16 protein-coding genes are annotated in these 14,281 nt (G+C 72.7%); 2 read left to right on the forward strand and 14 right to left on the reverse strand.

Annotation, left to right across the window (positions count from 1 at the left end; translation table 11 throughout):
• Positions 1–339: 339 nt before the first annotated feature.
• The 10 genes from ADL34_RS18950 to ADL34_RS18990 form a co-directional block, all read right to left on the reverse strand.
• Complete coding sequence (locus ADL34_RS18950) at positions 340–2,151, reverse strand: DUF6248 family natural product biosynthesis protein (RefSeq protein WP_062669118.1); 1,812 nt, start codon at positions 2,149–2,151, stop codon at positions 340–342.
• A gap of 207 nt (positions 2,152–2,358) precedes the next feature.
• Positions 2,359–2,967: a hypothetical protein gene (locus tag ADL34_RS18955; RefSeq protein ID WP_062669117.1), complete on the reverse strand. Its 609-nt coding sequence runs from the start codon at positions 2,965–2,967 to the stop codon at positions 2,359–2,361.
• Between the two features lie 148 nt (positions 2,968–3,115).
• On the reverse strand, positions 3,116–3,994 hold the full coding sequence (locus ADL34_RS18960) for a phosphoadenosine phosphosulfate reductase family protein (RefSeq protein ID WP_062669116.1): 879 nt from the start codon (positions 3,992–3,994) through the stop codon (positions 3,116–3,118).
• Positions 3,995–4,088: 94 nt separating this feature from the next.
• Positions 4,089–5,090 carry a hypothetical protein gene (locus ADL34_RS18965; RefSeq protein ID WP_062669115.1) on the reverse strand — a complete coding sequence of 334 codons (1,002 nt, stop codon included), beginning with the start codon at positions 5,088–5,090 and terminating at the stop codon, positions 4,089–4,091.
• 78 nt (positions 5,091–5,168) lie between these two features.
• The gene (locus ADL34_RS18970; RefSeq protein ID WP_062669114.1) at positions 5,169–5,774 is read right to left on the reverse strand and encodes a hypothetical protein; all 606 of its coding nucleotides are present in this window, start codon (positions 5,772–5,774) and stop codon (positions 5,169–5,171) included.
• Positions 5,775–5,865: 91 nt separating this feature from the next.
• On the reverse strand, positions 5,866–6,435 hold the full coding sequence (locus ADL34_RS18975) for a hypothetical protein (RefSeq protein ID WP_062669113.1): 570 nt from the start codon (positions 6,433–6,435) through the stop codon (positions 5,866–5,868).
• An 89-nt stretch (positions 6,436–6,524) separates the two neighbouring features.
• Positions 6,525–6,803: a hypothetical protein gene (locus tag ADL34_RS18980; protein ID WP_159038945.1), complete on the reverse strand. Its 279-nt coding sequence runs from the start codon at positions 6,801–6,803 to the stop codon at positions 6,525–6,527.
• A 555-nt stretch (positions 6,804–7,358) separates the two neighbouring features.
• Complete coding sequence (locus tag ADL34_RS18985; RefSeq protein ID WP_062669111.1) at positions 7,359–8,828, reverse strand: DUF2637 domain-containing protein; 1,470 nt, start codon at positions 8,826–8,828, stop codon at positions 7,359–7,361.
• Between the two features lie 149 nt (positions 8,829–8,977).
• Positions 8,978–9,151, reverse strand: a complete 174-nt coding sequence (locus ADL34_RS36140; protein WP_159038946.1) for a hypothetical protein — start codon at positions 9,149–9,151, stop codon at positions 8,978–8,980.
• Between the two features lie 38 nt (positions 9,152–9,189).
• On the reverse strand, positions 9,190–9,861 hold the full coding sequence (locus ADL34_RS18990; protein ID WP_062669110.1) for a helix-turn-helix domain-containing protein: 672 nt from the start codon (positions 9,859–9,861) through the stop codon (positions 9,190–9,192).
• Positions 9,862–10,172: 311 nt separating this feature from the next.
• Between ADL34_RS18990 and ADL34_RS18995 the strand changes: the two genes are divergently transcribed.
• Both ADL34_RS18995 and ADL34_RS19000 read left to right on the forward strand, forming a co-directional pair.
• Positions 10,173–11,036, forward strand: a complete 864-nt coding sequence (locus ADL34_RS18995; protein WP_062669109.1) for an RNA polymerase sigma factor — start codon at positions 10,173–10,175, stop codon at positions 11,034–11,036.
• The gene (locus ADL34_RS19000) at positions 11,036–11,344 is read left to right on the forward strand and encodes a hypothetical protein (RefSeq protein ID WP_062669108.1); all 309 of its coding nucleotides are present in this window, start codon (positions 11,036–11,038) and stop codon (positions 11,342–11,344) included. Before ADL34_RS18995 ends, ADL34_RS19000 begins: the two co-directional genes overlap by 1 nt.
• Before the next feature lie 229 nt (positions 11,345–11,573).
• Here ADL34_RS19000 and ADL34_RS19005 read toward each other — a convergent pair whose 3' ends face one another.
• The 4 genes from ADL34_RS19005 to ADL34_RS19020 all read right to left on the reverse strand — a co-directional run bounded on the left by ADL34_RS19005 (position 11,574) and on the right by ADL34_RS19020 (position 14,208).
• Positions 11,574–12,455 carry an ATP-binding protein gene (locus ADL34_RS19005; RefSeq protein ID WP_062739798.1) on the reverse strand — a complete coding sequence of 294 codons (882 nt, stop codon included), beginning with the start codon at positions 12,453–12,455 and terminating at the stop codon, positions 11,574–11,576.
• A gap of 113 nt (positions 12,456–12,568) precedes the next feature.
• Entirely contained in the window at positions 12,569–13,114 is a 546-nt protein-coding gene (locus tag ADL34_RS19010; protein WP_062669164.1) for an Lsr2 dimerization domain-containing protein, read from the reverse strand.
• A 171-nt stretch (positions 13,115–13,285) separates the two neighbouring features.
• A complete protein-coding gene (locus ADL34_RS19015) occupies positions 13,286–13,909 on the reverse strand; it encodes a GGDEF domain-containing protein (protein WP_063892319.1) in 624 nt (207 codons plus the stop codon).
• Positions 13,906–14,208: a WhiB family transcriptional regulator gene (locus ADL34_RS19020; RefSeq protein ID WP_079034256.1), complete on the reverse strand. Its 303-nt coding sequence runs from the start codon at positions 14,206–14,208 to the stop codon at positions 13,906–13,908. The genes ADL34_RS19015 and ADL34_RS19020 overlap by 4 nt, the downstream gene beginning before the upstream one ends.
• Between the last annotated feature and the right edge of the window lie 73 nt (positions 14,209–14,281).

The raw sequence follows: 14,281 nt of genomic DNA on the forward strand, positions 1-14,281 counted from the left end.
AGAAGACGCGTCAAGACGTTTGCGCAGGTCACAGGAGGTTTCACCCTGGCGTCCGGACGCCATACGACCGCCTCGGTCGGGGGGCTCCCTCCTCGGTCGGGCAGGCGTCAGCCGACCGCGGGCCGCGTCGGGGTGCCGGGCTCGCCGGAGGCGACCGCCGCAGGCGGCTTGGCCTGGCGGTCCGGCGCGGGCTGTGGTCCCCTCCGGGTGCCCGTCCGGGGAGGGAGTCCCCCGACCGCCCACCCCCCCCTGCACCATCCACTCACCGCAAGGTCGGCCCGCGTCCCCCCGCCCCCTCCGAGAGAGGGCCGGGGGGTGTGGGGGGCGGCGCCCCCCGCGTCACCACAGGGCGGCCTGCAGGGTGCCCGCCTCCGGTGCCCGGAACGATGTCGCAGCCGATTCCCGGGCGGGCGCGGACGTCGCCGGCGGGGCGCCTGGAGCGGGCTTCACCTTCGCGGCCGGGCGGGCCGGAGCCGGGCCATCCTTGAGGCACGCGCACCGGCACCACCACACGCACGGTTCACCGTCCGGCCGCAGGATGAGCCGGGCGACGGCGATCCCTTGATGGTTGGTCACCCAGTCCTGGTTCCTGTCGACGTCCGGGCCGCCCCTCTGCCGGTGGACACAGATGTCGCACCGTCCGTTGAGGCAGTTCCAGCAGGTGCCCCGCTCACACATGCTCCACCGGGCGAAGCCGTGCGGGTACTTGCGCTCGATCTGCTGGATGTGCTCCGGCCAAACGTGCTCGCGCACCCAGGCGCCCGCCTCCTCCGGCATGGGCGAGGCGTTGGGGACCGGGTCGATGATGCCCATGATCAGGGCGGCCTGGAAGTTGAGCGCGGCCGTGTCCCGGACCCGCTTGCGCTCCTCGACGGTGAGGACCCGCTGGGGGCGCCGGATGACCGTACGCACGTCGCGCGCGGGACGCTGTTCGCGGGCGGCACGCGGGGCGAACAGGCGTCGCAGCAGGGGCTGCTCGGCGCGCACGGCGGTGTCCGGCGGGACGGCCCGGGACGCCTCGGCGGCGGGCCGGAGTCCGCTGCCGGGGCAGGCCTCGGCAGCGGTGCGGGTGGGCTTGTGGGGGGCCAGGACACCGGCCACGGTGGCCTTGCGCAGTCCGCAGCAGGGGCACCGGACGGCGCCCTCGACGGCGGGAGCCGGAGCCGGGACGCCGGGGCAGTAGCCGCCCTCGTCCTCCCACTGCTCGGTGGCCTCGCGCTCGGCGCGCACCTCCTGCTCGGCGAGCGTCACCGGCCGCCGGTACCGGCCCACGGCGCCGTACTCCAGGGCGGGCAGACGGTGGGCGGCGGCCTTCTTGTCGTCCATGCGCTTGTGCCGCTTCGCGACGCGGGCGTAGCGGGCCTCGTACGCCGCGGTGTCGCTGTCGTACAGGCCCGCCGGGTGCAGCCGCGCGAGCTCCAGAGCGACCTTGCCCATCGGGGTCGGCGTGAGCACCTGGACGCTGTCGGGGGCGGCGGCCGCGGTGAGGAACCCGGCGGCGTGCAGGGCCTGTGTCCGCTCCCGGTGGACCCTGCGGCCGCCGCTCCACACGCCGCGCTCGGCGGCCTGCCGGGCCTGCCCGTCGCGCCAGTACAGGCGGCCGGTCTCCGCGGCCTCCATCACCCGCACGTGCCCGGCGCTCCAGCCGAGTGCGGGCACGGCGCTCTCGGCGAGGAAGGCGTTCATGCGGGCGAGGTGGCGGTTGTCGCTGTCCATGCCGGTGGCGGCCCGCTCGACGGCCTCCCGCTCGGCCTCCGCGCGGCGTAGCTCGCTCTCCAGCTCGGCGCGCTCCTGGGCGGTGAGCTGGCGCTCCAGCTCAGTCCGCAGCGCGGCGGCCGTAACCTCGATCCCGGCCGCCTCCTGGGCGCGCACGGCGTGGTCGACGGCGCCACGGGCGCAGTGGCGCAGCGCACTGCCCGGCATCTGCGGGTCGGCCGCCCACCGCTCGGCCCGGGCGGCGCACCCTTCGGCCTCGACGGCCTCCCGGTGCACCGCGTGCATGACCTCTTCGAGGCGCGCTTCGCTGCGGGAGCTGCTGCGGCACATGGCGGTCAGCGCGTGGTCGTCAGCGGCGGCGGCGAGGTCGGCGGCCTCGCGGGCCACCCGGAGGCAGGTCTGCGGGGTCGGCTCCCCCGGCTCGCTCTCGTCCATGTCCTCTGTCCTTGATCGTTGAGGTTTCCCGGTGGTGCCGGTCCGGGATTCCCGCCCCGTCCGACACTGCTAATTCAATCAAGTTCTAGGGTGCGGGTCAAGCTGAATTCGCAGCTCAGAGGGCGGTTTCTCGGTCTCCCCTGTGACATGCGACGGCCAGCGCCTACCCCGTCGGGCGTGGCGCTGGCCGTCGCGTCGCGGTCCGCTTCAGGTCTGCTTGCGGGCAGCGGTGACGATCCGCTTCCAGGTGCTCAGGCCTCCGCCGTGGCGCTCTGCGAGGGCGGCGGCGACCTCGCCCGCCTTCCGGTCCGGCTCCGCGGCCAGAACCTCGGCCGCGAGCGTGATCCGGGGATCGGGACCCTTCGCCGGCTTGCGGCCGGCGACCCCTGCCCGGCTCCGGCTCATGGGATTGGAGTCGGCGTACGCCCACAACTGGCGCCGGGTGCGGTACTCGCGCACGCGCCCGCTCGGCAGCTCCTCGACCCGCACCGGAGCGGGCCACCCCGGCGGCGGGTTCTCGCGGTAGTGGCTGATCGCGCTCACGTCGATGCCGAGCACCCGGGCCTGGTCCGCCGGGGGGAGTTCCTCGTCGGGGTTCCCGCTGCGGTCCACGCCGCTCTGGGAGCGCTGGTAGGCGGCAAACCACGCCTCCCACTCCCGCAGCTCCCAGTACAGGGTGCGGCCTTCCCTGCGCGCGGCCGGATGACCGTTGGCCTCACGGTCCGCCCACAGGTTGCGCAGGGTGGCATCGCTGTAGCCGCTGCGCTCGATCAGGTCGGCTCGGCTGGCGTACTGGCGGCCGTCGATGGTCCTCACTGCGTGCACTCCTGGTGGTGTCGGTCGTGGATACGATGGTGCCCGGTTCGGTTTTGGGCTTGTTGAGGGCCCTCGGTGGCCGGACCGCCGGCCCGGCGGGATTCCCACGCTTTTGCGCCCCGCCGGGCCGCTTGATGTCCGGGGCCGGTCAGCTCCGGGCGCGCTCGATGATCTCGCGCAGGCTGATCGACTTCTTGAACTGGTGGCCCATGTCCGTCTCGGCCTGGGCGTACTCCTCGAACAGCTCGGGGTTGAGCTGCGCACTGCGCACGAGGTCGTCGGTGTGCGCGAGCGGGCAGGCCCGGCAGCTCAGGCGCCGCATGCCTTGGTCGTAGGCCTCGTGATGCTTGATGCCGTTGTCCCGGTGGGCCTTCCAGACCTGATCGGTGCTGAGGTGGTGGACTGGGAGCCACGTCGTCACCACGCGCAGCGTGCCCTTGCCGCTCATGCGGTGGCGCTCCAGGACCGGCTTCCTGGCGCGGGCCGGGGACTCCTCGGCGCGCATGCCCATCGCGTACCCGGCCCGGACCGGGCGCCCGAGCCTTAGCTCGGCGCCGACCTCATCCACGTAGTCGCGGCCGACCGCGGTCTTGGTGTCGCTCGTGCAGTAGCGCGCGAAGTGGCCGGGCCAGTTGCCGTGGGCGCGGATCCGCTGCCACAGCGACTCCCACAGCTTGCTGCGGCGGACGGCGAAGGGGACGCCGTACTGCTTGGCGTGTGCGCGGGCGACTTCGAGAGCGCCGGGCCACTCGACCAGGTGGCCGCGCTCGGTGGTCCCGAGGTCGCAGTGCAGGATGCGGACCTTGTGGAGCTGGCCCGCCTTGTCGGCCTGGGTGCAGACCTCGTGCACCGTGGACCCGCTGTCCTTGCCCCCGCTGTCGCCGATGACCACGACGTCGTGGGCGTCGAAGTCGAATTCGGCGGGCTCCGCCGGCGACTTCGCTGGCACGGCCGGCGGGGCGAACAGTTCCAGCTGTGCGGCGGCGCACCCGGTGGCGCACGGCGGGGTGAAGGGCTTGTTCGTCACAGTCGTCTCCTGGTTGAGGTGTTCGGTGTGGTCGTGCCGGGCCCCGGCGGGGGAGCGGGATTCCCGCCCCGCTCCCCCGCCGGACTTGCGCCGGTCACTCGGTCCCGGACGGCGTCCCCTGCAGCGTGGCGAGCCACGCCGTGACGGCCTGGACGCAGTCGGCGAGCTGGTCGGCCGGACGCGTCGTCAGCTCGCGCTCGGCGCCGGTGCCGTCACCCGCGAGCACGGTCCACTCGTCGCCGGGCGCGGGGGCGCGGTCGACGGTGATCTCTTCGTCGTTGCCGTAGCTGCCGAGGTAGAGCACGGCGTAGGGCTCGGCCAGCATGTCGGGGAAGTCCGGGCTGGTCTGGTCGCCGCCGATGACGAGCCACGTGTTCCCTGCGTCGTCGTCCCGGTGTGCGGTGATGCCCTGTTCGGCGAGGGCCGCCCGGGCGAGCTGCTCGGCGGTCTCCCCCACGCCCCTCTCCGGCGCGCTGCCGCCGCACTGCTGGACCTGGGTGAGGACGGCTGCCACGAGACCGGAGGTGTCCTCCTCGTAGGGGCGGCGCTGGCCGTAGGAGTCGTACACGTGGACGGAGCGGCCGTTGCGGTCGATCCGTGACGCCTGCCAGCTGGCGTGGTCCCGCACAAGGTGGTGGATGCTGACCTCGGCGCCGCGCGTGCCGTCGCGGTCGGCGGCCGTACCGGAGACGGTGATCTCGGTGCCGTCGGCGAGCGGCACGCGGACGTAGCGCCCCGCGCTGTCCTGCCGGTTCAGGCAGCGCACTCCCGTCGCGCGGAGCTGGGCGAGGGGGGCTGTGATCACCTCGTCGTCGGCGGCCGCCGCCTCGCCGACGTGCTGCTCGATCAGGTCGCGAACGGCCTGCACGGGCACGTTGCAGCAGTAGCGGCCGTCCATGTTGCCGCCGGTCAGGAACACTTCGGCGGGGTCCTCGTCCTCCCAGCCGCTGGCGTCGGGGGCGGGCAGGCCGGGCCAGAGGTAGACGTCGACGGCGTCCGCCCCGGCGGCGATGACGCTGATCGTGTGGCCGTCGGCCAGGCGAAGCGCGCCGTTGGTGCTCTGCGTGATGAGGCGGTCAAAGCGTGCGGTACTCACAGAGTTCTCCTGTTGAGGTTGTCGGTGGGGCCCGGGCGGGCGGGTATTCCCGTCTCCGCCCGCCCGGGCGGGTGTGGGCTACTGCTGGTAGGCGGTGATCAGCTCACGGACCTTCTCGTCTCCGACGCACCCGGCGGGCGCTCCGAATTCCGCGGAGGCCGGGTGCCGGTGGGTGCTGGGCAGTTCGCCGTTGCGGCCACGCTGGTGGGACCAGTAGCGCGGACCCTGCCAGCCGCACAGCTCGCACTTCTGCCACCACGGGTTGTCGCTGCCGGGGAAGCCCGTGTACGGCGTCCAGCGGTGCAGGGCCAGGGCGGCCATCACCTTGGTCGCCGCCTCGACGTTCCGGGGGGTGTGCGGCATCCGCGGGTGCAGCAGGGGCACCGGGCCGTCGAGCACCGGCACGGCGGCGGTCACGTCCTCCAGCGCCAGGGCGGTGATGCGACCGGCGGCGTACTGGGCGGCCACCTGCTCGGCGGCCGCGCGGGCGGCGGCCTGAGGGACGCCGCGACGGCCCTGCTCGGGGCGGCCGAGGTTGCGCTCGCCCTCGCTGGTGAGGGTGAGCCAGTCGCGGTGCCAGCGGAACACGGCGCCGATCACGGTGGTCTCGCCGATCAGGACCGGGTAGCGGCGCTCCCAGTCCGGGGTGCCGAGCCGGTAGGCCAGGGCGGTGGTGGTGGTCATCTGTGCTGCCTTTCGCTGAGGTTGTTCGGTGTGGGGGCCGGTGGCGCGGGCGGGGATTCCCGCCCCCGCCCGCGTCACCGGCGTCTGTGGGTCAGCGGCAGGTGGGGCTGCCGTAGACCAGGCAGCCGTGCCGCTTGTGGGTCATGAACTCCAGGTGGTCCCGGCACATGCGGGGCGTCCACGGCGTGGAGATCGGGAAGTAGGTGCAGCCGTCGGGGTCTTGCTGGGCGGCCCGGGCGGCCTCGTCGCCGTCGTACAGCTCGCCGTCACTGCCGCCGTCCGCGATGCGGATGGCGACCCACCCGTGGCCGCCGCCTTCCAGGTGCCTGTCGATGACCTCGACCATCCGGGCGGCGGCGTTGAACAGGGCGTAGTCGAGACGGGCGATGCCGGCGGCGTGCGCGTGGCTGACGGCCCGGAGGGCCAGCAGGCTCAGCGACTCCGACCCGGCGTCCAGGACGGAGCCCATCAGCTCGTCCCACTGCAGCTCGCGCTCGACCGGGTGGTCGGCCTGGCGCTCGACGTGCACCACGCGCCGCTCGGGGATCCGGTCCTCGCGCATGTGCTCGGCCCAGGTGGTGAACGGATCGCGGTCGTCGGCGATGACGAGGTACACGTCCGGACGCTTCACCCAGTGGGCGGGCACCTGGTTGATGGTCATGAAAAGTGGGCCCTTCGTTGTTGAGGTTGCTCGGCGAGCCGCCGGGTGGGCGGGGATTCCCGCCCCCGCCCACCCGGCGGGATCAGATGTCAGGCCCGGTGGGCCGGGTTGGTGATCACACGGAACGCGGTGCCGTTGCCGCCGATCAGGACCACACCACGGGCGAGCTCGGCCACGCGCGCGGGAATCTCGCCGTCCTGGAAGCCAGCCCTCTCCAGCTGGAACCACAGGCAGCCCGCCACGTCCTGGGGCTCGGTCGTCCAGTCGCCCTCGGCTGCGGTGATCCACTCCGCGCCCATCGGGCGCCACTGCCCCAAGTGCTTCGAGGCCTTCCATTCCGCGGGCCACCCGGCCCTAACGTCGGTCATCTGTACGCCTTTCGCTGAGGTTGCTCGGTGTGGGCTCCGCGAGCCCGGCGCCGGGCCGGGATTCCCGCCCCGTTCCGACACTGCTAATTCAATCAGGTTTTGGGGTGTGGGTCAAGCTAAAAGCCCAGCTCAGACGGCCCTTTTGCAGCTCGATCCGGCGTCCAGACGCCACACGGCCCGCCGGTCGGGGTGCTCCCTCCGCGGCCGGGCAGGCGTCAGCCGACCGCGGGCCGTTCCGGGGTGCCGGGCTCGCGCTTGCGCGACCGCCGCAGGCGGCTTGGCCTGGCGGCCCGGTGCGGGCTGTGGTCCCCTCGGGTGCCCGGCCGCGGAGGGAGCACCCCGGCCACCCACCCCCGAGCCCACCCGCTCACCTCAAGATCACTCCCGGCCCCCGCCCCCTCTGTGGAGGGCCGGGGGGTGTGGGGGGCGGAGCCCCCTGCATCACGGCAGACGGCGGGAGTACGGCAAGAACGCCGCACCCCCGCCCTGTTGTGCCGGAACAACGCGATGCGGGCGCGAAGGGGGCTGTTGTTGGGTCGACACAACAGGGCGCGGTCAGGTGATGTGGTCCTCGCGCCATTCCTTCATCGCCTTGGACACCGTGGCCGGCGCGACACCGATCCGCTCGGCGAACTTCGCCTGGGAGGGCGGCGGCTGCTCGGTCTCCTTGGCCCGGAGGAAGTCCTCGGCCAGACGCCGGCGTCCGGCCCGGTCCTCGGTGTAGCGCTCGCCCGGGTGTTCGCGTCCCTCCCCGACCGCGAAGCCGACGGCTCCTTCGCGGTAGCCGTTCGCACCGTTCACGGTGGAGCTGCCCGCGTACGCGAAAGCATTCGCGGCGAGCGACGCGGCGTTCGCGCCCACCAGTTCGCGGTCGCCGTTCGCGACGGGTCCGGCCGGGCTGTACGGGGCGGGCACGGTGCTCCTGACGACCGATCGCGCGGGGGCGGCCGCAGGGACCGATGCGCGTTCGCGGTGCGATTCGCGCAGGTCAGCGCCAATTGGAGGGGTCGCGTCGGTGACCGCGAACGCCGGGTGTTCGCTTGCCGGTCCTCCGGGCGTTCGCACGGTCTCCATGCCGGTGAGGTGACTGTTCGCGGCGGCCGGTCCCACCGGCCCGGCGTTCACGCTCGGCACCTCGACGCCGTTCGCGGCGTTCACGGTGTTCGCGGCGCCGTCGAGCGGGGTCGCGTTCGCGCGGTCGGTGTTCGCGGCGTTCGCGCGATCGGTGTTCGCGCGATCGGCGTTCGCGGGGAACAGCTCGGCGTTCGCGATCAGCTGGGCGGGGATCGGGAGACCTCGGCCGGCGTCGCGCATGGCGCGCAGCTCGACGGGGCGGGCCTTCTGCTTCCACTTCCTGCCGTACTTCTCGCGCAGCTCGTCGCGCAAGGTGAGCCGGTCGCGCTCCAGGTCGAGCGCTTCGGCGCGGGTGTAGACATCCCACAGCCTCATGCGCCGCCACACGCCGAACGTCGGCAGGGGTGCGAGGACCCAGCGGGCGATGCCGAGCGGCTCGAACTGGCGGCCGTCGGCGATGCGGGCACGGCGGGCGATGGCCCGGCGCAGGGCCTCGGTGATGACCACGACCAGTCCGGGCATCGTGGCGTGGGCGGCGGCCTCGACGTAGTCCATCCATCCGGCGGAGCCGTCCGGCGGCCACCCGCTGGAGGCGTTGAACACGACGGTGGCCACGGTCAGCACCCAGGCGAACCACCGCAGGATCGGGGCCGGGGTGCGGATCGCGCACAGGAACAGATCCGCGGCGATCAGCCCGATGATCCCGACATCGATGCCGACAGGGAAGACGTACGAGAACCAGCCCCACCCCCAGCCGAGCGCCAGGTCGCGAACGGAGCGGTAGCTACCGGTGAAGCCGATGACCGCAAGAGCGAGGGCGTTGACCGCGACGACGGCGGCGGAGGCCAGCAGGCCTCCTCGGATGGGGACCAGGGCGTCGCCGTCGGCGGCGGTGCTGCTGGCGGGTATCGGCGGTCGTCGCTCAGCGCCGGTCACCGCGTGCGTGGTCACGGCGGGACACTCTCCTCGTTCTCGCGGGCAAGGTGATCAGCACCGTACGCCGAAGTGGCGTACGAGCGGAGGACTCGGAGCCTTAGGCATGGAGAAGGCCCCCGCCGAAAACCGGCGAAGGCCACCAAATCAACTCGAAGGGTGTGCCGCTACTTGCGGCGCGTCCGCATCGCGGCCGCGCCACCCCAGGCGACGCCGGCGAAGGTGAGCACGTCCTTGGCCGCGCCGAACTCGCCCATCAGCAGCAGCACGATCGCGATGACGAACGCCACGGCCCCGAGGACCGCGAGTCCGGGGGTCGCGGCTAAGCGCTGTCTGACCATCAGGCAAAGCGCCAGCGCGGCGCCTGGGTGGTTGGAGGCTACGGCCGGGACTTAGCGGTGTCCTCGTAGATCTCGACAACGTCGCGTGCCTGCCAGGCCAGCCGGTAGGCGAGGGCGATGACCTGGAAGATTTCGGCCGTGCTCGGCAGTTCCTTGTCGGGGAACTGGGACTGGACGTGGTGGTAGTGGACCGCGTCGGCAACGGCGGTGACGCCGGCGGGGAGCAGGCCGTCCTTCTCGGCGCGCTGGTAGGTCTGCACGACGTTCGATGACCAGTTTCCCGGGATGTCGCCGTAGTAGCAGTGCGCGAGTTGTAGGGCGCACACGCGCAGGACCTCCCAGCTCGATGCGATGGCCCGCTTCGGATCCGTCGGCGCGACCGCGACCGCGTCCTCCAGGCTCATGCCGGTGGTGATCTCGGGGATGTCGGCACCGGGGCGCACGGAGGTGAGCCAGTCGGGTACCGGCTGCACTGCGGCTGGCCGGCCGCGCGCCGCGACCCATCGCTCACGAAGGTCGTCGGTGTCCGCGCCGAGCGCAGCGGCGAGCTTGTCGACGAGCGGCCAGGTGGGCAGTCGCCGTCCGGCGAAGGCCTCGCTGATCGTGCTCTTGCCGTACCCGGTCCGTGCCGCCATCTGACGGGTCGAGGGGGCGCCCGCCGCGGCGTGCAACTGGCGGAGCTGGTGGGCGAAGGCCTCAACTGCGGTCACAGCAACCTCCGGTGGTGCGTCTGCGCCCGCCCAGCGTAGAGGCGTCCGGTGTCCCTGTCCGGCTCTGTCCGGGAACCGTCCGGACAGCGCCGCAACTGTGCCGGAGTGCTGTCCGGACACCCGCCGGACACGGTTTCGTTGACATTGCCGCCCCGTAATTGGCCCCCGCCGAAAAGGGATATGGGCGTCCGGCGATGACTTTCGGCGTCACTTTTAAGGAATCTCGGTCCCGCTCTGCATATACGAGGCGACAGACACGTTAGAACCAGCTTCGACCCTCGGGTCATGCGGACGCGGAGACAAGGAAGAACATGCGCTTCAACGACACGGGGGGCCCGGACACCCACGCCCGGGGCTACACCAACGACACCGAGGACGACGGGCAGGACCTGCCCGAGGACGTCCAGAACGACGTGGACCGCGTCGCCGACGCGGTCGCCGCGGGCTTCCGGGGCCCGGTCTGGCACCAAATGGCCGAGGAGCTGTACGCCTACTCCTTCGGCCGCCTGTGCGCGGCGATGCGCCGGACGGACAAGCTCATGCGCCTGACCGCGAAGTCGAGGACTCCGCTGGCGATGACGGACGAGGACCGCGCCACGCTGTACCGCAGCGCCCCCGACCGCGAGCATCTGGCCATCCTGACGCTCAACGTCGCCATGGAGACCTTCCCCCAGCGGCTCAAGATGGGCGGGTACGACCCCGCTCACAACCGCGGCAAGGACGGCAAGGCCTCCAACCTGACGTCGTACTTCTACGGCCGGTGCGGACTCGTCTTCCCCAGGGTCTTCTACATCTGGCGGGCCGAGCGCACGGACCGCTTCCTCCTGCACGCCGTGCGGATGGGTGATGGCGTCCTCGCTCACGCGCTCGGGCAGACGGGCCCCGAGCCGGTCCCCGAGGACGTCGGCGACCTGTGCGACGCCCTCACCGACATGATCAACAGGCTCAAGCCGCGCGACCGGGCGGTGTGGAACCTGACCGTGGACGGCCTTAGTCAGGGCGAGATAGCCGACGTGCTCGGCATCAAGGTCGGTGACGTCGAGAACGCCCGCTACCGCCTGCGCAGCCAGGTCAGGACGCGCAGGCGCAGCGGCGAGCTGTACGTCCCGCCGGGCGTCGAAGCCGAGTGGGCCCGCGCCCGCGCGATGGCCAAAGCCAGGAAGAAGGCGGCCTGATGAGCACCCCGATGCAGCAGCCGGGGCCGCCCCCCGTACCGCCGACGCCCCGGCCGGGCGCGACGCGGGTGACGGGCGCCACCGTGCTCGGCGGAGGCGCCGCGATCAGCGCGCTCACCTTCGTGGGCGCCCCCTGGTGGGTGGTCGCCGTCGCCGTGGTGCTCGCGATCGTGACGCCCGGCACGATCCTCTTCGTCCAGGCCGTCGTCCCCCAAGATTCCGAGCACAAGCGTGACCTCTGGCTGGCCCTCATCCGGTTCCTGGAACGCCGCCGGGTGCGCAGGAGGACCGGCCGGAACCGCCAGTGAGCGGCCGCTGGCGCCACCGGGCGCCACAGCACCGAGGAAGGGCCCGACGGTCGCGACGACCCCGGGCCCTTCCAGTGCAATGTGCTTCCTCCCTGGCGGGCGCCGGGGCCGATGCCCGCGGCCCCGGCGCTGCCTCGGTCGGGCTAGACGCCCATCTCCATGACCGCGCGCATCTCGCGGCGCAGGTCCGGGCCGTCGAAGCCGTTACCGGGGTCGGGGACCATCGTGCTCACACCGCCTCCCGGGCGGCGACGCCGGCGGTGATGCAGCGGTCGCACCGGACGACGTCCTCGGGGAAGTCGTCGTCGTAGACGGCGAGCAGGTCCATCGGACTGCGCACCGGCACCCAGGCCGGGCCGGCGCAGCCGCCCAGGCAGGGCACCTGCGCCTCGAACCCCCAGTCCATCGGGTCGGGTGCCGAGGTGCGGTAGACGAGGGTGATCTCGTCACGGCCGACGGCGAGGGCGCCGACGGGGTCGTGGTTGGGGCGCAGATTCGTCCAGTGGAAGGCGTCCGCCAGGTCCTCGCCGAAGAATCGGCGGGCCAGTATCCGGCGGGCGTGCTCGGTGTGGTCGCCGTCGGCCTGCTGGTCAGGGTGGATGCGGTCGACGGAGCGCTGGAGCAGGGGCCGCAGACGCATCAGTTGGTCGTCGGTGACCACGTGGTCGAAGCCCTCGGCGCGCAGGCCCGGGCGGGCGGCGGCGATCTGCTGGAACTGGTGGCGCACCACGGCATCGGGCACCCGCCGGTTGTCCGGGCGGCGGGCGTTGCGGGCAAGGCACTGTTCCAGGGTCGTGGTCATCACGATCGCGGAGGCGGGCAGTTGGTGGGTGTGGGCCACCTCGATCAGTTGCTTCCTGACGTCGAAGCGGGTGTTCGTGGCGTCAACGACGCAGGTCAGTCCGCGGGCCAGGCGCCGCTGCAGGACGGCGTCCAGCAGGGCCACGGCGTCGGCGGTGGCCTCCTGGTCGCCCGCGTCACCGGAGACGGCCCAGCGGTAGGAGTCGAGTTCGAGCCGGTAGTCGGCGGGCCACGTGCGCGTGAGGGTGGACTTGCCGGAGCCGCTCGCGCCGATCATCACAACGACAGACGGTTCGGGGATCGGGTTCATCTTGGGGATCTCTCCTGAGTGTCGGGTTCGGAGGGCCCCGGGGGCGGCCGGCGGATTCCTGGCCGGGATGGCGGCCGCGCCCCGGGGAGTCGTGCCCTGGTGTGCCGGGTGGGTCAGTTGACGGCGGCCGGGACGCGCTGGCTCTGGCGCCAGGCGTCCAGCACCTTCTTCGGGATCTGCCCCCGGTCCGGCACCTCGTGGCCATGCGTGCGGGCCCACGCCCGGACGGTGCTGGGCTCGTAGTCCCGTTCCTGCCGCCTGCGCTTGGCGCCGGCGGTCTGGGGCCGGAGCGTCTTCTTGCGGGCGCGCAGTGCGGCGAGGCGTTCCTCCAGTTGGTTCTCCTCGCTGGAAATCTTCTCCAGCTCGGCATCGACGGTGCGCCGCTCGCGCAGCGTGGTAAGGACGGCGGCCGCCTGTTCGCCGTCGGCGCGGACCTTGGTGTCGTCGTGGGCGGCGGCCCACGCGAGCAGCGCTGCAACCTCGGGCATGGCCTCGGTGACCGGCTCCGGCGCCGGGGTGGTCTGCTCGTCGTCGTTCTGCTCCGTGCTGTCAATGATCTCGGCGATCTCGTCCTTGGGGACGTTCAGCTCGGCGGAGATCCGGTCGGGGCTGTAGCCGTCCCGGTGCATGGACCGGACTACCGCGTCGTAGGCGTTCACCTGTGTGTTCTCCCTTGCTGCGGGGATGGATTGGGCGGGATGGAAGCTGAGGGCGGGCCACCGGCCGCGTCCGGCTTCACCCGTGCATGGGGCGAGGGGCTGCACGAGGCACGGCGCGGAGCGTCGTTCCTCGAGCAACGCAGACCTGCGGCGGCCGGAGCCTGGCGGTGGTCAGGCCGCGAGGCGCATGCGCTGCGGGAGGGAGCGCAGGGCGGCGAACGCCGGGGCCAGCAGCAGGCGGCGGCCGCGGCGGGTGCGGCCCTTGACCCGGTACATGGCCTGGTCGGCTGCCCCGAGCGCGGCCGAGAGGGTCGGCTCGGGGAGGTCGGCGAGCCGGGCGGCGCCGATGGAGGCGCCGACGCTCAGCGTCACGCCCTGGTGCTCGACGGGCTGGCGCAGCAGCTCGGCGAGGTCGGCGAGGCGGTCGTCTAGGCAGGCGTCATCCTCGATCACCGCGACGAACTCGTCTCCCCCGAGCCGTCCGGCCACACCGTGGGCGCCGCACCAAGCGGTCAGCCGCACGCCCGTGGCCGCCAGGACGGCGTCACCGGCCGGATGACCGTGCACATCGTTGACCGGCTTAAAGCCGTCCAGATCCGCGAGGAGGACCGCTGCGTGCGGGCGGCGAGCGATGATCTTCTGCGCGCGGCGCGTCCAGCCGTCGCGGGCCCACAGTCCGGTGAGCGGGTCGCGACCGGAGCGGTCCAGGCGCCGGTAGAGGCGGCTGGCGTGCAGGGCCCACCCGCCGGCCAGGGCGAGGATCGCGAGGAACTGGGTGACGTCCAGGTCCGTCATGCCGCCCGCCTCATCGCGTTGCGGCGCAGGGCGTTGCGCTCGGTGCGGGTCTTGCCACCCCAGACGCCCTCAGCGGCCAGGTGCGGATTGGCCAGGGCCCACGCCAGGCAGTCGGCCATAACGGAGCAGGCGCTGCAGAAAGCCTTGGCGGGACCGGCGGTCACACCCTGCTCGGGGAACCAGAAGTCCGGGTCCTGGAGGCACGGCTCGTCTCCGCTGATCTCCGGGTACGGCACCGACGGGTCGGCCAGCGGGATCGGCACGACCGGAGTCGGCTTTCGGTTCGTCTTCTGAGCCATGATGGGCACTGCCCTTTCCTCTGTAGGGGTTCGGGTGGCCCGGGGCGGGCGCATTGCTTGGCCGTGGTGCCGC

Origin of the sequence: Streptomyces sp. NRRL WC-3605, assembly GCF_001509795.1 — a bacterium.
Taxonomy (GTDB): Bacteria; Actinomycetota; Actinomycetes; order Streptomycetales; family Streptomycetaceae; genus Streptomyces; species Streptomyces viridochromogenes.

Coding starts and splice junctions, on each gene's coding strand:
- ADL34_RS18980 (WP_159038945.1), bottom strand. CDS start 6,803: ATGACCGACGTTAGGGCCGGGTGGCCCGCGGAATGGAAGGCCTCGAAG.
- ADL34_RS18970 (WP_062669114.1), bottom strand. CDS start 5,774: ATGACCACCACCACCGCCCTGGCCTACCGGCTCGGCACCCCGGACTGG.
- ADL34_RS19015 (WP_063892319.1), bottom strand. CDS start 13,909: ATGACGGACCTGGACGTCACCCAGTTCCTCGCGATCCTCGCCCTGGCC.
- ADL34_RS36140 (WP_159038946.1), bottom strand. CDS start 9,151: ATGGTCAGACAGCGCTTAGCCGCGACCCCCGGACTCGCGGTCCTCGGG.
- ADL34_RS19000 (WP_062669108.1), top strand. CDS start 11,036: ATGAGCACCCCGATGCAGCAGCCGGGGCCGCCCCCCGTACCGCCGACG.
- ADL34_RS19020 (WP_079034256.1), bottom strand. CDS start 14,208: ATGGCTCAGAAGACGAACCGAAAGCCGACTCCGGTCGTGCCGATCCCG.
- ADL34_RS19005 (WP_062739798.1), bottom strand. CDS start 12,455: ATGAACCCGATCCCCGAACCGTCTGTCGTTGTGATGATCGGCGCGAGC.
- ADL34_RS18995 (WP_062669109.1), top strand. CDS start 10,173: ATGCGCTTCAACGACACGGGGGGCCCGGACACCCACGCCCGGGGCTAC.
- ADL34_RS18950 (WP_062669118.1), bottom strand. CDS start 2,151: ATGGACGAGAGCGAGCCGGGGGAGCCGACCCCGCAGACCTGCCTCCGG.
- ADL34_RS18975 (WP_062669113.1), bottom strand. CDS start 6,435: ATGACCATCAACCAGGTGCCCGCCCACTGGGTGAAGCGTCCGGACGTG.